This window comes from Blautia caccae (genome assembly GCF_040095955.1).
Lineage (GTDB): Bacteria > Bacillota > Clostridia > Lachnospirales > Lachnospiraceae > Blautia > Blautia celeris.
This window is the reverse complement of record NZ_JBBMFP010000001.1, coordinates 268,209-291,239: the sequence shown is the minus strand read 5'-3', so window position 1 is coordinate 291,239 and position 23,031 is coordinate 268,209. Positions and strand designations below refer to the sequence as shown.

At 47.3% G+C, this 23,031-nt stretch carries 23 protein-coding genes; 22 read left to right on the top strand and 1 reads right to left on the bottom strand.

Annotation, left to right across the window (positions count from 1 at the left end):
* The first annotated feature begins 96 nt into the window (after positions 1–96).
* The 4 genes from WMO65_RS01280 (at position 97) to WMO65_RS01265 (ending at position 4,992) form a co-directional block, all read left to right on the top strand.
* Positions 97–2,220 (top strand): cytidylate kinase family protein, encoded by a 2,124-nt coding sequence (locus WMO65_RS01280; RefSeq protein WP_225305263.1) that lies wholly within the window; start codon positions 97–99, stop codon positions 2,218–2,220.
* A gap of 2 nt (positions 2,221–2,222) precedes the next feature.
* Positions 2,223–3,119: a myo-inosose-2 dehydratase gene (gene iolE / locus WMO65_RS01275; RefSeq protein ID WP_148393071.1), complete on the top strand. Its 897-nt coding sequence runs from the start codon at positions 2,223–2,225 to the stop codon at positions 3,117–3,119.
* Between the two features lie 71 nt (positions 3,120–3,190).
* Positions 3,191–4,111 carry a sugar phosphate isomerase/epimerase family protein gene (locus tag WMO65_RS01270; protein WP_033143800.1) on the top strand — a complete coding sequence of 307 codons (921 nt, stop codon included), beginning with the start codon at positions 3,191–3,193 and terminating at the stop codon, positions 4,109–4,111.
* Positions 4,112–4,542: 431 nt separating this feature from the next.
* The gene (locus WMO65_RS01265; RefSeq protein ID WP_033143799.1) at positions 4,543–4,992 is read left to right on the top strand and encodes an Hsp20/alpha crystallin family protein; all 450 of its coding nucleotides are present in this window, start codon (positions 4,543–4,545) and stop codon (positions 4,990–4,992) included.
* A 289-nt stretch (positions 4,993–5,281) separates the two neighbouring features.
* Here the strand turns inward: WMO65_RS01265 and WMO65_RS01260 are convergent, their stop codons facing one another.
* Positions 5,282–5,923, bottom strand: a complete 642-nt coding sequence (locus tag WMO65_RS01260) for a hypothetical protein (RefSeq protein ID WP_148393070.1) — start codon at positions 5,921–5,923, stop codon at positions 5,282–5,284.
* Positions 5,924–6,200: 277 nt separating this feature from the next.
* Here WMO65_RS01260 and WMO65_RS01255 point away from each other — a divergent pair, with 277 nt between their 5' ends.
* The 18 genes from WMO65_RS01255 (at position 6,201) to WMO65_RS01170 (ending at position 22,954) form a co-directional block, all read left to right on the top strand.
* Positions 6,201–6,719, top strand: a complete 519-nt coding sequence (locus WMO65_RS01255) for an RNA polymerase sigma factor (RefSeq protein WP_033143606.1) — start codon at positions 6,201–6,203, stop codon at positions 6,717–6,719.
* 4 nt (positions 6,720–6,723) lie between these two features.
* Positions 6,724–7,503: a hypothetical protein gene (locus tag WMO65_RS01250; protein ID WP_033143605.1), complete on the top strand. Its 780-nt coding sequence runs from the start codon at positions 6,724–6,726 to the stop codon at positions 7,501–7,503.
* Positions 7,466–8,350, top strand: a complete 885-nt coding sequence (locus tag WMO65_RS01245) for an ABC transporter ATP-binding protein (protein WP_148393069.1) — start codon at positions 7,466–7,468, stop codon at positions 8,348–8,350. Before WMO65_RS01250 ends, WMO65_RS01245 begins: the two co-directional genes overlap by 38 nt.
* The gene (locus WMO65_RS01240; protein ID WP_148393068.1) at positions 8,351–9,583 is read left to right on the top strand and encodes an ABC transporter permease; all 1,233 of its coding nucleotides are present in this window, start codon (positions 8,351–8,353) and stop codon (positions 9,581–9,583) included.
* Between the two features lie 127 nt (positions 9,584–9,710).
* On the top strand, positions 9,711–10,412 hold the full coding sequence (locus WMO65_RS01235) for a lantibiotic protection ABC transporter ATP-binding protein (RefSeq protein ID WP_148393067.1): 702 nt from the start codon (positions 9,711–9,713) through the stop codon (positions 10,410–10,412).
* 1 nt (position 10,413) lies between these two features.
* Positions 10,414–11,142, top strand: coding sequence for a lantibiotic immunity ABC transporter MutE/EpiE family permease subunit (locus WMO65_RS01230; RefSeq protein ID WP_148393066.1), 729 nt, complete (start codon positions 10,414–10,416; stop codon positions 11,140–11,142).
* Between the two features lies 1 nt (position 11,143).
* Positions 11,144–11,893, top strand: coding sequence for a lantibiotic immunity ABC transporter MutG family permease subunit (locus tag WMO65_RS01225; RefSeq protein ID WP_148393065.1), 750 nt, complete (start codon positions 11,144–11,146; stop codon positions 11,891–11,893).
* Between the two features lie 2 nt (positions 11,894–11,895).
* Positions 11,896–12,567 carry a response regulator transcription factor gene (locus WMO65_RS01220; RefSeq protein ID WP_103731038.1) on the top strand — a complete coding sequence of 224 codons (672 nt, stop codon included), beginning with the start codon at positions 11,896–11,898 and terminating at the stop codon, positions 12,565–12,567.
* A complete protein-coding gene (locus WMO65_RS01215; protein WP_187370634.1) occupies positions 12,546–13,901 on the top strand; it encodes a sensor histidine kinase in 1,356 nt (451 codons plus the stop codon). The genes WMO65_RS01220 and WMO65_RS01215 overlap by 22 nt, the downstream gene beginning before the upstream one ends.
* Before the next feature lie 222 nt (positions 13,902–14,123).
* Positions 14,124–14,666, top strand: a complete 543-nt coding sequence (locus WMO65_RS01210) for an RNA polymerase sigma factor (protein WP_033143597.1) — start codon at positions 14,124–14,126, stop codon at positions 14,664–14,666.
* The gene (locus tag WMO65_RS01205; RefSeq protein ID WP_148393063.1) at positions 14,656–15,807 is read left to right on the top strand and encodes a hypothetical protein; all 1,152 of its coding nucleotides are present in this window, start codon (positions 14,656–14,658) and stop codon (positions 15,805–15,807) included. Before WMO65_RS01210 ends, WMO65_RS01205 begins: the two co-directional genes overlap by 11 nt.
* 155 nt (positions 15,808–15,962) lie before the next feature.
* A complete protein-coding gene (locus tag WMO65_RS01200; RefSeq protein WP_148393062.1) occupies positions 15,963–17,438 on the top strand; it encodes a S41 family peptidase in 1,476 nt (491 codons plus the stop codon).
* A gap of 67 nt (positions 17,439–17,505) precedes the next feature.
* Entirely contained in the window at positions 17,506–17,763 is a 258-nt protein-coding gene (locus WMO65_RS01195) for a DUF3795 domain-containing protein (RefSeq protein WP_103731035.1), read from the top strand.
* Positions 17,760–18,479 carry an AlkZ-related protein gene (locus WMO65_RS01190; RefSeq protein WP_054350916.1) on the top strand — a complete coding sequence of 240 codons (720 nt, stop codon included), beginning with the start codon at positions 17,760–17,762 and terminating at the stop codon, positions 18,477–18,479. Before WMO65_RS01195 ends, WMO65_RS01190 begins: the two co-directional genes overlap by 4 nt.
* Positions 18,480–18,661: 182 nt before the next feature.
* The gene (locus WMO65_RS01185; RefSeq protein ID WP_148393061.1) at positions 18,662–20,827 is read left to right on the top strand and encodes an EAL domain-containing protein; all 2,166 of its coding nucleotides are present in this window, start codon (positions 18,662–18,664) and stop codon (positions 20,825–20,827) included.
* Positions 20,814–21,998: a GGDEF domain-containing protein gene (locus tag WMO65_RS01180; RefSeq protein ID WP_148393060.1), complete on the top strand. Its 1,185-nt coding sequence runs from the start codon at positions 20,814–20,816 to the stop codon at positions 21,996–21,998. The genes WMO65_RS01185 and WMO65_RS01180 overlap by 14 nt, the downstream gene beginning before the upstream one ends.
* Positions 21,999–22,007: 9 nt before the next feature.
* Positions 22,008–22,568: a methyl-accepting chemotaxis protein gene (locus WMO65_RS01175; RefSeq protein ID WP_256138972.1), complete on the top strand. Its 561-nt coding sequence runs from the start codon at positions 22,008–22,010 to the stop codon at positions 22,566–22,568.
* A gap of 5 nt (positions 22,569–22,573) precedes the next feature.
* Positions 22,574–22,954 carry a methyl-accepting chemotaxis protein gene (locus tag WMO65_RS01170; protein WP_256138971.1) on the top strand — a complete coding sequence of 127 codons (381 nt, stop codon included), beginning with the start codon at positions 22,574–22,576 and terminating at the stop codon, positions 22,952–22,954.
* Positions 22,955–23,031 lie beyond the last annotated feature (77 nt).

Here is a 23,031-nt window from a genome sequence, read left to right as displayed (position 1 = left end):
TAAGCAAAAATGACAGGCTGTGCAAACTCCAAACGCTGAATGTGAAGACAGAAAAGCGCAGGACTTGTCACAGAATGAGAGGAAGGAGCAGGGCGGATGGGTAAGCTCCGCCCTGTAAAAGGTGATAGTATGGCAAAGGGAGGAATTCCCGAACTGCTGAATTTTAAGCAGAAGGGTAAAGATATGAATGAATTCATCAAAGTCCCAATGTCGGAAAAGCTGGCGTACTGTTTTGGTGACCCGGCGCTGACTTTGATGTATACGATGACAACAACACTGCTGATATATTTCTACACGAACGTGGTAGGCATATCTGCAGGCGCAGTGGGTATGATCATGCTGCTCTCCAGGGTATTTGACGGATTTTCCGATGTGCTCATGGGAACTATTATTGACAGGACCCATTCCAAATACGGAAAGGCCAGAATCTGGATTCTCCGACTGGCGATCCCGTATGCATTGGCAGCCATTTTGCTGTTTACCATGCCTCCCATGGGGGATATGGGGAAGATTATTTATGCATTTGTAACTTATAACATTATGAACACAGTGGTATATACCGCAATCAGCCAGCCTTTCCATGCACTTGGTTCACTTATGAGCCGTGACAGGAGAGAGAGGGACGTGATCTGCAACATCCGTATGGTGCTTTCTATTACGGCAAGTATGATCATCACAGCATTTACCCTGCCTCTGATCAATAAAGTGGCAAAACTGATTGACAACCAGCAGATGGCCTGGATTCTTGTGACTGCGGCATATGCCATTGTATCCGTATTCGTTTTGATCAATACATACTGCACCTGTACGGAACGTGTGCAGGCATCCGGCGGCAAAAAGGAAAAAGAAAACACTCCGTTCTGGACTGCTTTCAAAGTTACGGTTACCAACAGATATTTCCTTATCGCCCTTGGCCTGATGGTGTTCTATACTGCTTATCAGATCATCATCGGTACAGATCTGACCTATTATTGTCAGTACGTGTTAAATGATGTGGATCTGGTTATGCCGCTTTCCGCAGCAGAGAAGATTTCCACTATCATCGGTATCGCAATGCTTCCGAAACTGCTTCCGAAATACGGCAAGAGAAACCTGATCTGTGCCGGATGTATCCTGGGTATTGCAGGACAGCTTCTCTTCCTGCTGAACATCACAAGTGTTCCGTTAGGTGTCGCAACCTGTATTATGAGAGGATTTGGTATCGCACCGTTCTACGGCGTACAGTATTCCCTGCCAAGTGATGCCATTGAGTATGGCCACTGGAAGACAGGTGTCCGCGTAGAAGGCCTTATGTTCTCCTCCATGAGTATGGGACAGAAAGCAGGTTCAGGCTTTACATCCGCTATCATGGGCGCAATTCTTTCCATGGCAGCATTTGACGGACTGAAAGCAACAGCAGCGGAGCAGACAGCATCTGCGATCTCCGCCATCAAGACCTTTTATCTGTATGTGCCCATCGCCATCTGGGTGATCATGTTTATCATAGCAGCATGTTATAAGCTGGACAAAATGTATGATAAGATGATGCGCGAGCTGATTTCCAGAGAAGGAAAGAACGAGCTGGAAGAGATTCCGGTGGCAGCGCACTCTGAGAATAAGATCAATGTGGCCATTGGCCGTGTCTATGGCAGCAGCGGAAGAAAGATTGCGGAGGAAATCGCAAAAGAACTGAACTGCCGTGTCTATGACCGTCAGATCATCTGTCTGCTGGCAGAGAAGATGGGAATGGAAACTTCCAATCTGGAGGAAGTGCAGAAATATCTGGATAATTATAACTATGGGGACAAAGAGCCCACATTCTCTCCGTATGCCTACCCACAGGCAGGTGTAGCGGATGATATGAACGCTGTCAAAATGTTTGAAGAACAGAGCCGGATCATCAAAGGCCTTGCCAGAAGCGCGCCCGGCGTATTCCTGGGAAGATGTGCAAACTTTATCCTTGGCGGACAGGAACACACCTATTCCTTCTTCATCTATGCAGATGATGAATACAGGGAAAAAGAAGGCAGGGAATATTACGGCGGCATTTCTCTGGAAGAACTGAAAGAGAAGGATGAGATGCGGAACAGCTATTATGAGAAATTCACCGGCATGCGGCGTGATGACCCGAAACATTACGATATGGTTGTCAATGTATCAAAGACCGGTGTACAGGGCACAGTTTCCATGATTCTTGATTACATTAGGAACAAAGAAGAGAGCAGTAAGGGAGGAAATTGATAATGTTGGATAAAAGCAAAGTAAGACTGGGTATCGCTCCCATTGCATGGACCAATGATGACATGCCTGATCTGGGCAAAGAAAATACATTTGAGCAGTGCGTCAGTGAGATGGCTCTGGCCGGATTTACAGGCTCCGAGGTGGGCGGTAAATATCCCACAGATACAGAGGTACTGAAAAGAGCCCTTAATTTAAGAGGAATCCAAATCTGCAACCAGTGGTTCTCCTCCTTCCTCATTTCCAGACCATATGAGGAGACAGAGAAGGAATTCATCAAAGCCACGGATTTTCTGAAGGAAATGGGCGCAAAAGTGATCGGCGTATCCGAGCAGAGCTACAGCATCCAGGGAAAGATGGAGCAGCCTGTCTGGGAAGGCAAATATGTCATGGATGACCGGGAGTGGAAATTGCTTGCGGAAGGCCTGAATAAGCTGGGAAAAATAGCGAAGGACAAGGGCATGACACTTACTTTCCATCATCACATGGGAACTGTTGTGCAGACAGAGGAGGAGATTGACCGTTTCATGGAAATGGTTGACCCTGAGCTGGTATTCCTTCTTTTTGACAGCGGACATCTGTCCTTTGCAGGCATTGATCCGGAAAATGTGCTGAAGAAATATGTAAACAGAGTAAGACATGTACATCTGAAAGACATCCGCAGAGAGATGGTGGAAAAATCCAGAAACGAGAGATGGAGCTTCTTAAAAGGTGTCCGTGAAGGCGTGTTCACCGTACCCGGAGACGGAGATGTGGACTTTGCACCGATCTTCAAAATTCTTGAGGAGGCCGGATACGAAGGCTGGGTTGTTGTGGAAGCTGAGCAGGACCCCGCAAAGGCCAATCCTCTGGAATATGCAAAGAAGGCAAGAGCTTATATTGCGGAAAAAACAGGTTTATGATCAAAACAGTCTGCACCTCCCGGTATTCTTACCGGGAGGTATCAGAGAATAAAGATTAGGAGGAAATCAATATGAAGATCGCATTTGACGTGGACGTACTGGCAAAACAGATGGACATCAACCGTATGGTCCATCAGGTTGCAGATTGGGGATATAAATATATTGAACAGTCACCCCATCCGAGAATTAATCCGTTTTACAAACATCCGCTTTTTTCCAAAGAGTGCGAACAGGAATACAGGCAGGCTCTGAAGGAGACAGGCGTGGAGATCTCATCTTTCATCGTTGTATACCGCTGGTCAGGCCCCACGGAAGAGCAGAGACAGTTCGCGGTTGCCAACTGGAAACGTATGATTGAGATTGCAGTGGACATGGGTGTCCAGGTTATCAACACAGAGCTGTCCGGTGACCCGAACCAGCAGGAAATCTGCAATGGCATGTGGTTCAGATCCATGGAGGAACTGCTTCCTATTATAGAGAAGGAAGGCATCCGTGTGGAAATCCAGTCCCATCCCTATGATTTCTGCGAGCTGAACAATGAGACCTGTGACCTGGTAAAATCCTTCCGTTCCAAAAATCTGGGATATGTATATTCTTCCCCTCACGGCTTCTTCTATGACGAGGGCAAAGGGGATGTGCGTTCCATGCTGAGATATGCGGGAGATGAACTGACCCATGTACTGTTTGCAGATACCTTTAATCAGACACTGGACTGCCGTTACATCGCCAATCCGCCGTGGCTGAACGGCCGGGGAAAAGCAGATGTGACCATTCATCAGCACCTGGCAATGGGGGAAGGAGATGTGGATTTTGACGGCATCTTTGAAACTCTGCGTGATATGGATTTTGCAAATAAACAACTGAAAGAAAATGCCCCGAAAGTGGGCGGTGACAATATCGCCTGCGTCTCCATGTTCGGTTTTCCTGAGAAAATGGATAAACAGGCACCGGAGGCAAGAGAGAGGATCGAGAGAGAACTTCTGGGAAAATAATATATAATTAACGACTGACAGCAAACCGGCTTTTTCATATGGCAGTATACCATGTGGAAGGGCCGGTTTTTCATTGGGCAGTGCCGGTAAAATGGTTCTATATGCTGTCCTTCAAAATGTGAAAATAATGTGAATTCTAAATCGTGTGCTTGACAATATGATATATAAGTGTTATATTACAACTAGAACAAAAGAAAATTTATTGATATTGTTCACATGTCATTGTCCCGCGAGGTGTTTTCAGGCCGAAGGCATGAAAATCCCGAGGCAGCCGGCACGATATGGAGCAGAATGCTCCATATCTGTGCATCGCCAAGCGTGTTGCTGGGCACGCAGTGAACAGTAACAATTTATTTCCTGGTTCATAACAACAGGGATTCTCTGAAGAAGTAATAAAATAATTTGTCATAGAAAGAAAGGAGAAATGACTTATGTTGATGCCCAGTATTTTTGGAGAAAATTTATTTGATGACTGGATGGATTTCCCGTTCGGAAGGGGTCTTTTTGGAAAGAACAATTCTCTTTTTGAAAATGGCGGCAGTTATGGCATGAGCACAGATGTGCGGGAAACAGAAAATGGCTATGAGGTGGACATGGAACTTCCCGGATTCAGGAAAGAGGATATAAATGCCCAGTTAAAGAATGGTTACCTGACCATCCGGGCCGCGAGAACTTCAGACAAGGAAGAGAAAGATGAAAATGGCAGATATATCCGTCGTGAGCGGTATTCAGGAAGCATGAGCAGAAGCTTCTATGTGGGTGAGGATGTGACAGAGCAGGATATTCATGCAAAATTCGAGGATGGAATTTTGAAATTGGCTATTCCGAAAAAGGATGCCAAAGCTGTGGAACAGCAGGAATATATTGCTATTGAAGGCTGAAACTATTTGAATCCGCTGCGCCGAAAAGTGCGCAGCGGATTTTATGTTCCGTCCTGACAGTTATACGTTCCATCTGGAATCATGCGTGTCTTCGGAGAAATCTACGTTCCTATGGCTTTGTCGGGTGATAATATGACAGACAGAGTTTCGCATCATATTTTTTTGATTTTGTGGAATTTAATGATAGAAATATTCAGACAGGCGGATGGTTCGCATCCGCCTTATATGATTTGAAAATAACAGAGCCCCAAAGGGCAGAAAATTGCATGGAGAGACGGTAAATATAAGATTATAATCCGTATTCCTGATACAGAGATTCCAGCAGATGTACGTCAGAAGCGGCTTTTACGATCTGATCGTTCTTTCCATCATCTGCCAGAAGGAGAATTAACCGGCTGTAACGGCTCTGTTCTTTGATCTTTCCTTCAGCAAGGCCTTTGGCAAGGCTTTCAGCAGCAGCTTCTTTCTCGGCACTTTTGATCAGCTCATCTAACAACATATACTTTACCCCCATTTCCCGATTCTTTTTCAATTCTTTGATCTTATTATGGATTTTATGAACAGTTTCACTTTGAGTCTTCGCTGCACATTGATCTGTGCTGTTCTCTACATACTCCAGAAATGCAGCCAATTCTTCTGAGATATCTTCAGGATTGTTCCCTTTTGTGCTGAAAAAGATTTTCTGTGTCTCGTCTCCAAGTGCCACCAGGTTATACCCCACCTTTATCTTGTCGCTGGCATAGATATCCAGCCGGACGCTTTTGAAATCAGAGGTGAGCAGAATGCTGTGTTCCGCATGTACGGTTATATTGTTAATCGGATATCCTAAAAACAATTCCAATATCAGCCGGCATGTCTCCGGATCTTCCAGTGCAGCAGAAAACAAAAATGCATCCTGTAAATTTAACTGTTCAAATTTCTTCCTTGCCATATGGTATCCTCCCGGAAAATATGACACGAAAGCAATCTGTCTGTGTGTATATTATAACGGATATAAAGCAAATTTACAATTACTTAAAGCGTTAAAATTATATAATTTTGCAAAATATAAATATATAAAATATAAAATTAAAATAAAATAACGGTTCAGCAGGTCTGCGCCTTTTCTGTTCGGCCCATCCGTTCCCGATATTTTTAAAATGATTTGTTTTTTTCTGTCTTTCAATCGTTATATACTATAGATACCATACAGCAGAAAGGAAAATCCCATGTCCGAAAAGAAAATTCTGAAGAACATCCGAAGCGGCCGGCAGGATTCCTTGGAAATCCTCATAAAAGAATATTACCGGGATATCTATGCGTACTGTTACTGCCGCGTGGAGGACAGGCAGACGGCTCAGGACTTGACCCAGGATGTCTTTCTGCGGTTTCTGCAGAATCTGGACAGCTATGAGCATACCGGGAAGCTGAAAAATTATCTCTATGTGACAGCCGGCAATCTGATAAAAGACCATTACAAAAAGAGAAAGGAAGTCCTTTTGGAGGAGGAAGATATGCAGCAGACTGCAGGCGGTTTTTCTTCCGGAACTGAGAATATCAGTGACAGGCTTACGCTGCAGGAAATCATCCGCGGACTTCCGGAACCGGAGAAAGAGCTGATACTTCTTCGCTATTATCAGAATCTGCGGCTGTCTGAAATCGCCGGGATTGTCTCTATGCCTGTATCCACAGTCCGTTACAGGCTGAAGCTGGCAGAAAAATATATTAAAACCAGGTGGGAGGAGTGAAGACATGAAGGACAGAAAACTGAGTAAGAAAATCAGGGAGATACCCATACCGGACTATGAGGAGGATGCCTTTTTGCGGACGCTCTCGGCTGCCAAAGAAGCAGACCTTCACCCGGAGAGGAAGCGCGTGACAAAAGCGGAATTTTTTGCAGGACAGGTTCACTTTATCAGTAAAAGAGTCTGGGCACTGAAACTGCTTCTCACAGGGCTTCTGCTTCTGGGAATCCTGGAGACAGAACTGCGGTTTGACAGCAGTGCCTGGCCGCTCATATCCGTGACAGCCCCCATATTATGTCTGGTAAATGTCAATGAACTGTGCCATATCTGCAGGCCCGGCATGCGGGAAATCCTGCAGACAGCCAGATATTCTTTGAGGGAACAGCTCCTGGTGCGCCTGCTGCTCTTCGGCGGTCTGGACGGGGCAGTGTGCCTGGCAGGCGCCGTTCTCGCAAGCGGTGTAACAGCGGGACTTTTTTTGCAGGCCATTTTATATTTTGCGGCGCCTTTCAGTGTTATGTGCGCAGGATGCATGGCAGTGCTGGGACGGTGCAGGGATGAAAATGCGCTTTGGTACTGCACGGCATGGGGAGGCTTCCTGGTTGTTGTAATAAATATGCTGCGGTCAACTTCCATTCCGGTCTATGAGACAGACCGGGTTTTTGCCTGGGGTATCACAGCAGCTCTGGGTATGGCGGTCACAATACGGGAAATCAACAGGCTTTTGAAATATATGGGAGGAAATTATCATGAAATTAACTATGGAACGGCTGACAAAACAGTTTAAAAATAAAATTGCAGTGGACAGGGTGAATATGGAGCTGGAGGAAGGCATATACGGCTTTCTGGGAGCCAACGGTGCGGGTAAGACAACACTTATGCAGATGCTGTGCGGCATTGTGACACCTACATCCGGGGAAGTCAGGCTGGATGGGCGCAATAATATAGAGATGGGGGAGGACTACCGGGATTTACTGGGGTACCTTCCCCAGGAATTTGGTTATTCCCCCAGTTTTACGGCCCGGGATTTTATGCTCTATATTGCAGCAGTGAAGGGACTTTTGCCGTCCTATGCAAAGAAAAGGACAAAAGAACTTCTGGAGCTGACCCATCTTTCCGGGGATGCGGACAGGAAAATCCGTACATTTTCCGGCGGTATGAAGCAGAGGCTTGGTATTGCGCAGGCCCTTCTCAATGATCCCAGGATACTGATCCTGGATGAGCCCACCGCGGGACTGGACCCTAAGGAAAGGGCATATTTCAGGAATATGATCTCCGGTCTTTCAAAGGACCGGATCGTTATTTTGTCTACGCATATCGTTTCGGACGTGGAATATATAGCGGATAAGATCCTGATTATGAAAAAAGGCAGATTTATCATGAACGGTACCGTGACGGAACTGACGGAGACCATCAGCGGAGAGGTATGGGAGTGCGAGACCACGGAGAGGGAACTGGAAAATCTGGACCCCAGTATCTGTGTGGTAAATTCTCATCACCAGGGGAAACAAATCCGCCTGCGCGCTGTCAGTCCGACAAAGCCAATGGAAGCAGCAGTGAGGGCAGAACCGAATCTGGAGGATCTGTACCTGAGTGTATTTTACGATGAGGTGGATGAGAGGAGGAGATGGTAGATGAAGCGTCTGGTGAGATATGAATGGAAAAAAATATGGGGAAGCAGACTGAACCAGCTTACCGTACTGGGCTGCTGCCTGTTCCTGCTGTTTTGCGTCTATTCTGTTATTGTGCAGACCTATGCAGTAGATGAAAAGGGAAACAGTGTTTCCGGAATGGAGGCAGTGAAGACCCTGAAAGAGCTGCCCACCGTGCAGGTTACCCAGGAAAATGTGGAGCAGTTTATGCAGAAGTATCTGGACTGCACGGAGGATCCCCAGACGAATTCCCGTAAGGAGGAGACCGATTTTCTGAATGAGGAGCTGTACGGGACACTTTACAGAAGAAACCGGGATTTTTTTTCTCTTCTGATGACAAATTATCAGGGCAGCAGCAGAGAATTGAACATGAAAGAAGTATTTCAGAGGAACATGGGAAAAGACTTCTACAAGAGCCGGAGTGAGCAGCTTGCCATAGAACTGGATGGCTTTGTAAAGACGGGCATGATAAAGGAAAACCAGAAAGATTACTGGCTGGAAAAGGATGCGGAGGTCAAAGATTTAAAGCTGGGTAACTTTCAATTCTGGAAAAGCATGATAAATTCCGCCGGCTGGATCATACTGATCATGCCGCTTATCTGTGTTGGAATCGCCCCGCTTTTTGCAGGGGAATACCAGACCGGCGCAGATTCCCTGCTGCTTACCATGCGCTATGGGAAAAACAGGCTGGTAAGGGCAAAAATACTCTCCGCAGTTCTCTATGCAACGGCAGTATACTGGGGAATCGTACTGGCTTATGCAGGCATTTACCTGATGATATTCGGCCCTCAGGGAGGAAACTTGCCCATACAGGCGTATGACACTGCAAATCCAATCAGCTATTCCCTGACCATGTGGCAGGCTGTACTGCTGGTTGTGCTGCTGGGCTATGGGGCCGTGCTGTGCATGACTGCTGTTACTCTGCTGCTCTCTGCTGTTTTTAAGAACAGCTATGGTGTCATTATCACTGATTTTCTGCTGGTCCTGATACCAAGCTTTCTCTATGAAAGCTCAGGGGGATATCTCTGGAAGCATGTTCTGGCACTGCTGCCGTCTAAAATAACAGAATTTCGTTTTACAGATTATCTGGCATATAACGTACCCGGAAGGGTGATCGGTCTGCCGGCCATGCTGTTTGTGGTGGATGTGCTCTGTATTGCAGGATTTATCCTTGCATCGGGATATGCCTTTAAGCATCATCAGGTGAATAAATAGAAAAACCCCGGATTTTTTATGTGTATTTATAGAAAATTTAAAATTACATTCTATCCTGAATATAAGAAAACGCCTGAAAACAAACAGATATCTGCAGGCGATTTTTCAATAGAAAGGATGGAAGCACATGAAAGAATATATTTTGAGAACAGAGAATCTGAGTAAATCATTCAAGGGGCACAAGGCGGTGAACAAAGTTTCCCTTGCCATAGAGGAGGGATGCATCTACGGCCTTCTCGGTCCAAACGGCGCAGGAAAATCCACGATGCTGAAAATGATCACAGGAATGCTGAGACCAACAGGAGGAAAAATTTATTTTGGAGATCATGAGTGGTGCAGAAAAGATTTAAACCAGATCGGCGCATTGATCGAAAATCCTCCTATTTATGAAAATCTCACAGCAGAGGAAAACCTGAGGGTACATACTCTGCAGCTGGGACTTCCGGACGAGAGGATCCGTCAGGTCCTGGATACGGTGGATTTGAAAAACACGGGAAAAAAGAAAGCCGGACAGTTTTCCTATGGAATGAAACAGCGTCTGGGGATTGCCGCAGCGCTCCTGGGAAATCCCAGGCTTCTGATCCTGGATGAACCCACCAACGGACTGGACCCCATCGGAATCCAGGAACTCAGAAACCTGATCCGGTGGTTCCCCGAGCAGGGGATAACGGTGATCCTCTCCAGCCATATCCTGAGTGAAGTGCAGCAGACTGCAGACCGCATCGGTATCATAGCAGGCGGTGTGCTGGGATATGAGGGGGATGTCGCCCGGGAAGAAGATCTGGAAGAGCTGTTTATGGATGTGGTGAGAAGGAACGGGAGGGATTGAGATGAAGCGGATGATTCAGGCAGAATTACTGAAAATGCGGCACTCCGCAATGGGAAAAATGACCTGGCTGGTGCCGGTGGCTGCGGTAGTGCTGGGATACCTCATAAGCCAGGTGGGGCTTTATGCGCAGCAGTTTACCTATAACATATGGTATGGGACATTTTATCCTTGTCTGGTGCCTCTTATATGTGCCATGAACATGCGCTGTGAAATCAGGCTCCACTACCAGACCATGCTGGCCTCCCCGGTGTTCGGTGCCGGGCAGTGGGCAGCGAAATGTGCGGCAGTGGCCCTGCGGCTGCTGTTTTCCCAGGTGATTTTCTGGGCACTGATGAGCTTGCTGGGAATAGTTTTTATTTCCTCTGTTCCGGCTGTTGCAGGCGGAGCGGGGATGCTGGTTGTGTGGGCGGTAAGTTTATGGCAGATTCCCCTTTATCTGATGTTGTCCGCTAAGCTGGGGATGATTCCCACTGTCATGCTGGGGCTTCTGGCTGCTTTTTTCAGCTTTTCCGTGGTGGAAAAAGGTTCCTTCTTCCTTTTTCCCTTCTCCATTGCAGACCGGCTGATGTGCCCGATACTGCAAATCCGTCCGAACGGGCTTCTGCTGGAACAGGGGGACACTCTTTTGAGCGCGTCTGTGTTCATTCCGGGGATGGGTATGGTAATCATTTTGCTGGCAGCAGCCGCATTTGGGAGCATAAAATGGTGGATGAGACGGGAGGCAGTGTGAAATGACAGAATTTTACAGGTTTATAAAAAGTAAAGGATACAGAATGCGGCACTCGCTCTTTTTCCCTGTCCATATTCTGATTCCGCTGGCGGGAATCTTTTTATATCTGGCATATATGGGGCTTCGGCAGGCAGGCGTCTGGGAGCATTTGACAACGTATGTGACACTTCTGGCAATGGCTTACCCTGCTATAGCCGGAATCGTAACGGCAATGCTCACGGAACGGGAGGCAAAAGCGGGAAAAATGCAGAACCTGCTGGCAGTACCCGGCCGCACAAAAGCCCTGGCGGCGGAACTGATGCTTTTATATCTGCCGGGTCTTCTTGCGGTGGGGATTGCGATGTTTGGTTTTGGAGCTGCACTTGTTTTAAAAGGGGAAAAAGGAGTGGGGTTAGGAGTTCTTTTCCTTTTGGTTTTGGTACTCTGGGCATCCAATCTGCCGGTCTATGTCATGCATCTGTTCTTAGGCCTTCGGTTTGGTGAAGGGGTGACGATTGGTGTAGGCGTAGCAGAGTCTGTCATCTCCGCAGTGATGCTCACCGGCCTTGGAGACGGTATCTGGTATGTGTGGTGGCCTTCTTACGGAATGCGGTTTTCCACCCTGCTGATTGCCCTGAGACAAGGGGCTGACCGGAGATTATGGGGCCAGATGCGCCTTGGGGGAATTTGCTATCTGACGGTATCTGTGTTATTCTTGGTCATATCATTTGTCTGGTTTCAGAGATTTGAAGGACGCAGGGAGGAGGCGTAAATATGGCATCCATTTTGGCTGTGGATGATGATATTCTGCTGCTTCAATTGATTCGGAAGATACTGGAGAGGGACGGACACCGTGTTACGGCTGTGAACGACCCTCTTGAGGTCAGAAAGCTTTCATTATCAGATTATTCTTTAATACTTCTGGACGTTATGATGCCCGGCATAGACGGCTTTTCGCTGTGCAGGGAAATCCGGGATCTGGCAGACTGCCCCATTGTTTTTCTGACTGCCAAAAGCGGGGAGGCGGATGTTCTTCTGGGGCTGGGCCTGGGCGGGGATGACTATCTGAAAAAACCTTTCGGGGCAGAGGAAATCCGCGCCAGGGTGAACGCGCACCTGAGAAGAGAGCAGAGAGAAAAAAAGAATGCTGTGGAAGTGTCCGGGTTCCGTTTTTATCTGGGAGCGAAACAGATGGAAAAGGATGGGCAGGTGCTGCCCCTTACAAAAGGGGAATATGCGATCTGCGAATACCTGGCATTGCATCACGGACAGACCTTGTCAAAGGAACAGATATATGAGGGTGTGTTTGGATACGACGCGGAGGGCGACAGCTCAGTGATCGCCATGCATGTGAAAAATATCAGGCAGAAGGCAGAAGATTTCGGAAAGATACCCATACAGACCGTATGGGGGATTGGATACACATGGAAAGAGAAAGAAGTTTAAAAGGGCTTTTTATCAAATATCTCATAAGCTGGCTGGCAGGCTCTGTTCTTCTGGCTGTCATTGGGTTTGTAATGATGTCACTGGCTATGCAGAGAGGTCTTATTTACCCGGCAAATCATGGGGATACGGAGTATGAGCAGGAGAAGGAAAATCTGAAAAACGCGGAGAAGATTCGGGCAGAGGATATTCCGCCGCTTATGGCGTATGCCCTTTTTACGGAAAATGGACAGTGGAAAGAGGGGACCATACCCCAAAAAGATGCTGAGAAAGCCTGGGAGGTAAGTCACAGGGGATACACAGGATTGGGCCGTGATTTTTATCGTGTGGTAGAGCGTGACGGCGAAGTCCTGGTGCTGCGCTATACTATGAAGGCCCAGTTTACGAATCCGAAACTGCGGAAATATCTGCCCGCAGCGGAGGAGATGATATATGGGATCATATTATTGGAAATTCTGGCGTATCTGATGTTCATGGCAGTGCGTTTCGGAAAAATGCTTGAGAATAAGATGAACGGAATCCAATACGCCATAGAAAAAATAGAGCAGGAAGATCTGGAATTTCAGGTACCAGACTGCGGAGTCCGGGAGATCGACCGTATTGGAGAGGCTCTGGACCGAATGAAGGATGCCCTGAAAAAGTCACTGAAAAGCCAGTGGAAAATGGAGAAGGCAAGACAGGAGCGGATATCAGCCCTTGCCCATGACTTGAAAACCCCCATCACGATCGTGAGAGGATATAACGAACTGCTTCTGGAGGGGAATCTCCAGGGGGATGACCGCACCTGTGTGGAGGCCATTGAGGTCAGCGTCCGCCAGATGCAGGATTATGTGGAGCAGCTTTTGGATATGACCAGGGGCGGAGATATGGAGATGCCCCAAAAAACGGCCGTCCGGGCCGATGCCTTCCTGGAAGATATCAGGAAAAAGGCACAGGGTCTGACATCAGAAAAACAGGCAGTTCTTATATGGGAGGCGGCAGTGCCGGAGGGAACCATTCGGGCAGACAGGCAGCGGCTTGAACGGGCACTGTTGAATATTCTCGCTAACAGCGCTGAATATGCCGGATGCGGAGGCAGGGTTTCCCTGCGCGCAGAGGTCTGTGAGGAGGGATTGCGTATTACAGTGGAGGACAGCGGGCCGGGTTTTACAAAAGAAGCGCTGCAGAAAGGGAAAGAAGAATTCTATACCGGCAGCAGCGCCAGAAGCGGGGGAAAGCATTCGGGGCTGGGACTGTTCATTGCAGACAGAATTATAGGAGAGCATGGGGGAAGACTGGAGCTGGGAAATTCGGAAGCCCTTGGGGGAGGGTGTGTGTGCGTTTGGCTGCCGCTTTGACGATTGAATGATCGTAAAGGCGGCAGTCTTTTTCTATGGAAATAAAGGATGGTCTGCCGGTCAGCTTGGGATGGATAAGTGAAAATATTAATATCCCGCAGTATAAACTTAGTTTTTAAAATAGAATAAAAATTTTGTAAAAGTGACCAACTTTTCTCTTCCCATACGTTATTATTATTAAGAGTGATCATTCTGAAGCAAAAACAGAAGGGAGGACATGGGGTGGAAAACAAAAGAGAAAAGCAGTCAGACGCTGAACTTCTGGAATACATATTTATGAAATACAGAAACGGCATGTATGCCGTGGCCTTCTCTATCCTGCACGACCAATACCAGGCGGAGGACGCTGTGGGGGATGCCTGTGAAAAGTTCATACCATATTTGGGAAAATGCAGGGAAATGGAGGAACGGAAGATAAAGACCCTGCTGACAAGGTTTGTAAAAAATGCAGCCATAGACATATACAGGAAGAACAGACGGGAACAGGGCAATATATCTGTGGAGGAGCAGGAGTGGCTGACAGATGCGTACAGGCCCATAGAATCCTATATGAAAAGCCTGCAGTACAGGGAGCTGATACGGGAGATCAGGAAAATCCTGCCCGCACAGTATTGGGAAGTGGTGTGTATGAGGTATTTTGAAGGAATGCCCGTTCATGAAATAGCGCTGCGCCTGAATCTGAGTGAGGAAAACGTCTATTCCAGGCTGCGCCGCGCGAAGGAAAAGGTGAGAAAGGCATTGGGAGGTGAAATGGATGAAGGATGACCGGAAGAAAAAAACAGACCGGGATGACAGCGTAGAATCCGTATTATATCTGCTGGGACAGGCATGGGAGATGGAGCATATGGAAGAAAACAGTGGGGAGCACAAATTTTCCGATACATTTGAAGCACGACAGAGGGAATTGCTGGACAGAGTAAACAAGGGAAACTACACAGCAGGAAAGAACGGGGGGAGAAAACATATGGGTAAGAAAAAGCTGATCCTATTAGCTGCGGCAGTCGTAATGCTGGCAGGACTGGCTCTCACAGCCAGCGCATCTGATTTTTTCGGACTGAAAAGTATTCTGGTGGATGATGAGATACATCCTGTGGCGGAAAAAGAATATGTCTATGAAAATGCAGAGGGCGAAGAACAGACAGGCAAAGAAAAAGAAGCTGTAAATATGGCAGCCCATGCCCTTGCCGGGAGCAATGAATATAAAGCAGCGCAGGAGTGGAGCAGCTATTTCCTGGAAAACATGAATTCAGAAGAAGAATTACAGGCCATAGCGGAGGTCAGCAAAAACGGACTGCCGCAGGAACTGGAAAAATACAGTGCATACAATGCACTCAGTCAAAGAACAGCCGATAAGATTGATGAGATAACCGGAAAATATAATCTGAAGCTGTTAAGCGAGCCGGAGACGATAGAAGGATATGACGAGATTATAAGTAAAGTTGGCATCAATGACTTTTTGCTGGATAAAGAACATTTCATCTGGGATTATGCAAGAACATTTCCGGAAGGAAACTTTAACGGAGACATTATAGTGAAATTGGAAGAGGACCAGCCAGACTATCGGTATGTAGGGGGCATGTCTGTAAACAGAAACGGAGTATTTGGAGATCTTGTTCTGAATATGGGGGAATTGTCCGATTATGAGGAATGGGAGTATACCAACAGCAATGGGGATGATGTGGAGCTTATGATCAACAATATAACAAAACACAGTTATATTTTTTATAACGGAACACAAAATTTTGTGCTGGTCAATATGTCGGAAGTCCGGGAGGAAAATGTTGATATGGACACAGAAGGAAATTATATCAACACCCTTACAAACGAACCCGCCGAAGGACCTGTATCCTTGTCAAAAGAACAGCTTCAAAGTCTGGCGGATATGATCAATTTTTCAGTATTCTAGTCTAACATATCAGGCAGTTTCAAGAGCCCTTCCGGTCATACCCGGGAGGGCTTAATTTCCGCTTATCCGGTAAAAAATAGACAGGTACACTTTCGTATGGTATAGTGTTATTATATGATCTTACACGGAAATCCGATTTACTTAATGGAGGGTATATGAAAAAGAAATATCTGTTGATCAGTGCAGCGCTCTGTCTGCTGGGACCGGTACTTTTAAAAGTAGATTCATACTTTCCCCACATACCGGAATATATGATGGCTCTTCTGACAGGACTCATGATCGGGGCAGCGGTATTGTTTTTCCTGAAAAGCGGCGGCGGGATACTTTCAAAAATTTTAGTGACAGTTTACACTGTGCTGTTTGCCGTCGTTACGATTCAGGGTGTGTACTGCAATCCGTACTGGAACACTTATATGAACACAGAGATGGAATACGTGGATATCCTGGGACAGACACTCAGTTACAGGGAAGCCGAAAAAGATATAGACTATCTTATGCATTATCTGAAAAAAGACCATCCCATGTTCATAGACGGGGTCCCGGAGGATGTGCAGCAGGCCTGTGAAAAGGCAGTGCAGGAACTGAAAGATGAGGAAACGATCACGGGAATCATGCTGTACCGGAAAGTACAGAATATCGTTTCCGTATTGGGTGACGCGCATACTTCAGGCGGCGTAACACAGAAAATGAGGCACTACCTGAAGGATATGCATCAAAAAGAGAAAGATGGATATCAGATAACTGCGGTAAACGGCATTGGGCTGAAGGAATTATTCAGAGAAAAAGAAGACTTGTACTGTTATGAAACAGAAAGCAGGGCATTAAGCCGTATGGCCACAGACCTTATCACGTTGGAAGGTCTGGAATTTCTGGATATAGATTCGGACCAAGTGCGTTATACCTTCCGGAATGATACAGGCGAAGAGAAGGAAGCGGTATACGGAACGGCAGATTTTATCCCATACGAGGAATACGAGGCGGCTGATGTTTCAGATCAGGGCGCAGATGGAAAACCTTTTGTCTCCTATCGTATTGATGTCCCCGGAAGTCTTGCCATCCTCACCTTAAATGAATGTAAGAACAGCGAGGAATACAGAACATGCCTTCAGGAAATGTTTACGGAGGTAAAAGCTGAAAATATCCGAAATGTGGCGGTGGACTTAAGGGAAAACGGCGGAGGAAATTCCATGGTGGCAAATGAGTTCATACGCTATCTCGATGTTGACACATATAAGACAGGAACGCATAGCTGGAGACGGGGGCCGTTTACCGTCGGCGGAGGAGACGGTGTCTGCCAAAATGACATACACAGCGACCTGGTATTTGACGGAGAGGTATTTGTACTTACATCTGCGGATACGTTCAGCTCTGCCATGCTGTTTTCAGAATTTATAAAAGACAATCATCTGGGCAGGATCATAGGCCAGCCGCCCGGAAATGCTCCCTCCGGTTATGGGGAGATCGCCATTTTCCAGCTGCCGAATTCAAAACTCTATGTCCAGATCTCAACAAAGAAGTTCATGAGAGCGGATGAGAAGACAGAAGATAAACTGGTGACCCCGGATATTCTGTGCGATGCTGACAAGGCATTGGAAACTCTCTATGGGGAAATAGGAGTTCCTTTCGGATGATGACACACAGTTGTCATGTTTCCTGTTGTAGAATACAGGTATCTTAACAGCAGAAAGGAAAAGAAAGATGATAGAGTCAAGATGCGGATTACTGTGTAAGGAATGCAGGTTTTATTTGAAACAGGAGTGCAGCGGATGCACTGCCATTGAAAACCCGTTTTGGGGTGCCTGTCCCGTCAAGGGATGTGCAGAGGGGAAAAAACTGGAGCACTGCGGCGCATGCGGGGAATTTTCCTGCGAACTGCTGAAGAGTTTTTCCTATGCAGAGGAGGAAGGAGACAACGGGCAGCGTATCGAACAGTGCAGAATATGGAGTAAAACATGAAAAATATAAGGAGTTATGAAGATTTTACGGAGGTTCTGCTGGAAGCCGGTTTTTCTATGGGCGGCGGCAGTTCAGAGGGGATTTATTCCATCATAAACTGGGAGTGGGACAAGGAACCGCCCTATGAGACGCCGGTCAGATGGCACACAGGAGACCGGGAGACAGATCCATGGGAGTGGCGCATGCGGGTCCTGGATGAGAGAGATGACATAGCCTATGCAAAGTGTTTTTTCAAAAAAAGCGGATATATCACGAGACAATGGTATCCCTGTTTTTTCGCCTGCCGCAGAGGAGGCATGGATTTTATGGATATGTATCTGGAGGGCAGGATCAGCAATGAGGCAAAACGCATTTATTCCTGCATAGAAGAACAAGGTGTGATGCCGCTGCATGAACTGAAGAAGTCAGCCGGGTTTGGAAAAGAAGACAAATCACGGTTTGACCGGGCGCTGGTGGAGCTTCAGATGAATTTCTTCCTGACGATCTGTGGGAAAAGACATAAGCTCAGCGCGGAAGGAAAGCCTTACGGCTGGGATTCCACTGCTTTTTGCAGAACGGAGGACTTCTGGGACAGCGAGGTCTTAAAACTGGCGACATCCGTTGATGTTAAAGAAGCGGAGGAGAGAATCAGGGAACAGGTTCTGAAACTGAACCCTCTTGCTGTGGATAAAAACATACATAAATTTATTTACGGCAGGGCAGGGAGAGTGCGCTAAGAAAGAGGCGAAAGGAGATATATAAAAGGACGGGCAGGCATATCCGCATATGCTGCCCGCCTTTTATTTTCCCCGGTCATTGCCGTCAGGGTGATAATTATATAGCATTTTCCCCATAGCAGTGATAAAATGAAACTATATTAAAATTACGAATATTGGGAAAGAATCATTGAGGATTGGTAATGCTGGAAGATTGTAAATATAGAGAACTCCTGGAGGAGAACAGAAAGTTAAGGGAAAGTGTCATCCATCTCAGAGAATATGACCCGGTCACAAATCTGTACAACAGGGAAGCTTTCTGTGCGTCAGCCGAAAGGACTATACGGCAGACTCCTCAGACACGTTTTGAGATCATCTGTATAGACATTGAGCGGTTTAAACTGATAAATGAATTATACGGCAGAGAGCAGGGCGACCTGCTTTTAAAGTACGTGGCAGAACAGTTAAAATGCCTGGTCCGTGAGGAAACACATATTGCGGGGAATCTGAGGGATGATGTCTTTGCACTCTGTATTCCCGCATACGAGGAAGAGGTCACGGTGGAGCGGATACTTCGGATCTTCAGCGATAAGCCCCTGAACTCCCAGGCGGTTCCCGCGGTTGGCGTCTATCGGATGGACGCAGAGGAGCCGGCAGCGGGGAGTATGTGCGACAGGGCCCTGATGGCTTTGAATTCTATCAAAGGAAATGACCACCATGTGGCTGTGTACCGGGAGGGAATGCGGGAAAATCTGCTGAGAGAGCAGGAAATCACAAACAGCATGGCAGCCGGGATACAAAACAAGGAATTTAAAATCTATATGCAGCCAAAATGCAATATGGAGACCGGAAAAGTGGTGGGAGCAGAAGTTCTGGTGCGCTGGCAGCACCCGGAAAAAGGTCTGCTGCTGCCAGGTGAGTTTGTACCATTGTTTGAGAAAAACCATTTCATAGAAAAGCTGGACCTGTATGTCTGGGAGGAGACAGCAGCCTGGGTCCGCCGGTGGCTTGACCGGGGCAGAGCGTGTGTGCCGGTATCGGTCAATCTGTCGCGCATGGACATTTTTAATATGGATGTGTGTTCCGTGCTGACAGACTTGATGGAGCGGTATCAGATTCCCACAGGTTTGATCGAACTGGAAATCACGGAGAGTGTATACGCAGGTCAGCCGGAGCGGATCATAAAGGAGACGGAGCGGCTGAAAAAAAGCGGATTCACGATTTTAATGGACGATTTCGGAAACGGCTATTCTTCCCTGAATATGCTGAGCAGCACCAATATCGACATTTTGAAAATGGACATGCGTTTTATGGAAGGGGAGGGGCTGAAAAGTCTGGGAATCCTGGATGCCATCTTACATATGAGCAAGTGGCTGAATCTTCCGGTGATCGCCGAGGGCGTCAACAGGGAACAGCATGTGAAAACACTGCGCAGTGTGGGCTGTGTCTACGGACAGGGCTTTTACTATTACCGTCCCATGAACACGGAAGAATTTGAACATCTGCTTCTGACACCGGGCAAAGTGGATTTTGCCGACGGAGGCAGAAAGAAGGTGGGAAGCGGTCATTTTCTGGATTTGACTGACTTGTTCCACAAGGACACCCTGACAGACCGGCTTCTTGGCAATATCACAGGTGCTGTGGCTCAGTACAGCTATGACGGGACCAGGCTCTGCGTCCTGAGGGCCAACGGGGAGTATTACCGGCTGATGGATGAATACTGGATGAATAAGAGCGGCCATGTGGATGTGATGCGGGACATTCTGCCTGAGGACAGGGAGAAAATGACAGATGCGCTTTCCAGGGCAAAAGAGAGCAAAGAGAAGGAAGGCGCTGAGGTATTTGTGAGAAAGAGAAGAGGAAATACGGTTCTATGGCTCCGAATCCGTTTTTTCTGCCTGACTTCCCAATTCGGAAACGATATCTTTTATGCGGCTCTCTCCGATGAGACAGTCCGTATGAACAGCATTGAGAACCTCCGCATCAGTGAGGAACGTTTCCGTCTGGCTATGGAGGCCACCAACACGGTGATCTTTGAACTGGATACGGAGACGCGGACTGCATATTATTCGGAATATGCGCAGAAAGCCTTCGGCCTGGACGCCACGGTTGCCAATGCCCCGGAGGGATTTATTGAACAGGGCACCGTGTGTGAGGGATATGAGGAGACTTTTCGCGAAATATACCGCGCCATTTACCGGGGGGAGGACAAGGCATCCTGTGTGGTCAGGGCAAAAATGGGGGATGGAAGTACGGTACTCAACCGCATTACACTCACTGCGATCAGGGATAAGGAAGGCAGGACGGTGAAGGCGGTGGGAATGGTGGAAAACGTATCCTGCAGTGAGGTGGAAGATGAAGAAAAATAATACGGCACCCGGCTCTTTTAAGAGAATATACAGGGTAGATTTACAGGTTTTCCTTATGACTGCCATCATTGTGGTCATCTCATGCGGGCTTACCTTTGGAGTGAGCTACCGTCTCTCCTATAACGGCATGATACGGGCACTCAGTGTCAGGGCCAACAGTATCTATGAGTATGCGGACGGCAGACTGGATGTGGAGACATTTAAGAGGCTGAACAGCAGGGCTGACGGTACGTCTTATCTTTATCAGGAAGCCAAAAAGACGCTGGAAAATGTGAGAACAGCTACAGGCGTCAGATATCTCTATACAGCAAAGGAAAAGGAGGACGGTACCTTTATCTATCTGGTGGATGGGCTGCCGGTCACGAATAGAGATTTCCGCTGCATAGGGGATATGATTGAAAAAGAATGTATTCCGGATATGAAAAAGGCCATGGCGGGTCAGGTTGTACTTCCAAAAGATATTAACCATACAAGATGGGGAAATGTCTTCATCGCCTATTTTCCCATGCATGAAAAAGATGAAGTAGTAGGTGTGCTGGGAATAGAATTCGATGCCTCCGGACAGTATCATACCTTCAGTAATATGAAACTGGCGGCACCTGCCATCATCTGCATTTTCTGCATCATCGCAGCCATTATCGCTGTGGTTCTGTTCCGCAGAATTTCCAATCCTGCCTATAAGGACATGGCCAATACGGACCTGCTCACAGGCCTGAAAAACAGAAATGCCTTTGAGGTGGATATGCATAACCTGGAGACCATGAAGGTAAAAAGCGGTTTTGCCTTTGTCTCTGTGGATCTGGATGGATTAAAACATATAAATGATACCTTTGGCCATACAGCAGGGGATACATATATCCAGGCAGGCTGCAGAATACTCAGATCCTGTCTTCCGAAACGGGCCGCTCTGTATCGGACAGGAGGAGATGAATTTACAGTCATTCTCCACGAAGTCCCCCGTGAACGCATTTTGGAAATGATAGAAAAATCCTGCAGGAGAAGACGCGTGGAGGGTCTGCCCGCGGATGCGGAGATTCAGATGTCTGCAGGATATGCCTATTATGACGATAAGACAGATACCTCCCTGGAAGACACTTATAAAAGGGCGGACGCGCAGATGTATGTACAGAAAAAGGAAAAGCACGGGGAGACGGATTTGACAAGAAGTTGACCGCAGAGGATGACCTACAGCATTCGCGATCTGATCGACTATCAGAAGACGATCATTGAAGACATCAGCCGTATACTAGGTTCCATGGCAGAGGGAGACTTCAGGGTCAAATCAGCTGTAAAAGAATATTACCGGGGCCAGTATTACCGTGTCCTGACATCCATGAGAGGACTTCGCGACAAACTCAGCAGCATCCTTCTGCAGATCAGCCAGTCAGCACAACTGGTTGCGGACGGCAGTGAACAGATCTCTTCAAGGGCCCAGGCACTTGCGTTGGGAGCGTCAGAGCAGGCAAGTTCGGTGGAAGAACTGGCAACGGCTGTAAATAACATATCGAAACATGTAAAAGCTACAGAGGAAAACGCAGTGGATGCACGTGCGCAGACGAATCAGGCCGGCACACGGGTCACCATGAGCAACCGGCAGATGCAGGAAATGATCGAGGCAATGAAGGGAATCAGCGAAAAGTCCAATCAGATCGGTGAGATCATAAAGACCATAGAGGATATTGCGTTTCAGACGAATATCCTGGCTTTGAATGCTTCTGTAGAAGCTGCAAGAGCAGGGTAGCCGGAGTGGGATTTGGTGTGGTCGCAAAAGAGATACGCAGTCTGGCTGACAGAACATCTGTATCCTCTAAAAATACGTCTGCATTGATTCAGGAAACGATGGAGGCTGTTGAAAAAGGGGATAAAGCTGCCCACGCAACAGCAGATTCCCTGTCCGATGTAGCAGAAATGACAAAGCAGGTGGTCATGGCCGTGGATAAGATAGCCTCCGCGTCCGAATATCAAAGTGATTCCATCTCACAGATCACAGCCGAGGTGGACCAGATATCTGATGTGGTCCAGAACAATTCCGCAACATCAGAGGAACTGGCGGCCGCCAGTGAAGAATTATCCACGCAGGCGCAGGTACTGGAAAGTCTCATCAGCCAGTTTCAATTACACGAATAGGCACTGCAGACAGGTAAATATTATTTGGGATCATGAGAATCCGGGATTTCTTTTTCATGGATTTTGTGATATTCTAT

Excerpts from the sequence above, each read along its gene's own strand:
- WMO65_RS01185 (WP_148393061.1), top strand. The coding sequence starts at position 18,662 with ATGCTGGAAGATTGTAAATATAGAGAACTCCTGGAGGAGAACAGAAAG.
- WMO65_RS01225 (WP_148393065.1), top strand. The coding sequence starts at position 11,144 with ATGACAGAATTTTACAGGTTTATAAAAAGTAAAGGATACAGAATGCGG.
- WMO65_RS01180 (WP_148393060.1), top strand. The coding sequence starts at position 20,814 with ATGAAGAAAAATAATACGGCACCCGGCTCTTTTAAGAGAATATACAGG.
- WMO65_RS01205 (WP_148393063.1), top strand. The coding sequence starts at position 14,656 with ATGAAGGATGACCGGAAGAAAAAAACAGACCGGGATGACAGCGTAGAA.
- WMO65_RS01215 (WP_187370634.1), top strand. The coding sequence starts at position 12,546 with ATGGAAAGAGAAAGAAGTTTAAAAGGGCTTTTTATCAAATATCTCATA.
- WMO65_RS01245 (WP_148393069.1), top strand. The coding sequence starts at position 7,466 with ATGAAATTAACTATGGAACGGCTGACAAAACAGTTTAAAAATAAAATT.
- WMO65_RS01255 (WP_033143606.1), top strand. The coding sequence starts at position 6,201 with ATGTCCGAAAAGAAAATTCTGAAGAACATCCGAAGCGGCCGGCAGGAT.
- WMO65_RS01230 (WP_148393066.1), top strand. The coding sequence starts at position 10,414 with ATGAAGCGGATGATTCAGGCAGAATTACTGAAAATGCGGCACTCCGCA.
- WMO65_RS01235 (WP_148393067.1), top strand. The coding sequence starts at position 9,711 with ATGAAAGAATATATTTTGAGAACAGAGAATCTGAGTAAATCATTCAAG.
- WMO65_RS01265 (WP_033143799.1), top strand. The coding sequence starts at position 4,543 with ATGTTGATGCCCAGTATTTTTGGAGAAAATTTATTTGATGACTGGATG.
- WMO65_RS01250 (WP_033143605.1), top strand. The coding sequence starts at position 6,724 with ATGAAGGACAGAAAACTGAGTAAGAAAATCAGGGAGATACCCATACCG.
- WMO65_RS01175 (WP_256138972.1), top strand. The coding sequence starts at position 22,008 with ATGACCTACAGCATTCGCGATCTGATCGACTATCAGAAGACGATCATT.
- WMO65_RS01200 (WP_148393062.1), top strand. The coding sequence starts at position 15,963 with ATGAAAAAGAAATATCTGTTGATCAGTGCAGCGCTCTGTCTGCTGGGA.
- WMO65_RS01280 (WP_225305263.1), top strand. The coding sequence starts at position 97 with ATGGGTAAGCTCCGCCCTGTAAAAGGTGATAGTATGGCAAAGGGAGGA.
- WMO65_RS01240 (WP_148393068.1), top strand. The coding sequence starts at position 8,351 with ATGAAGCGTCTGGTGAGATATGAATGGAAAAAAATATGGGGAAGCAGA.
- WMO65_RS01270 (WP_033143800.1), top strand. The coding sequence starts at position 3,191 with ATGAAGATCGCATTTGACGTGGACGTACTGGCAAAACAGATGGACATC.
- WMO65_RS01195 (WP_103731035.1), top strand. The coding sequence starts at position 17,506 with ATGATAGAGTCAAGATGCGGATTACTGTGTAAGGAATGCAGGTTTTAT.
- WMO65_RS01190 (WP_054350916.1), top strand. The coding sequence starts at position 17,760 with ATGAAAAATATAAGGAGTTATGAAGATTTTACGGAGGTTCTGCTGGAA.
- iolE (WP_148393071.1), top strand. The coding sequence starts at position 2,223 with ATGTTGGATAAAAGCAAAGTAAGACTGGGTATCGCTCCCATTGCATGG.
- WMO65_RS01220 (WP_103731038.1), top strand. The coding sequence starts at position 11,896 with ATGGCATCCATTTTGGCTGTGGATGATGATATTCTGCTGCTTCAATTG.
- WMO65_RS01260 (WP_148393070.1), bottom strand. The coding sequence starts at position 5,923 with ATGGCAAGGAAGAAATTTGAACAGTTAAATTTACAGGATGCATTTTTG.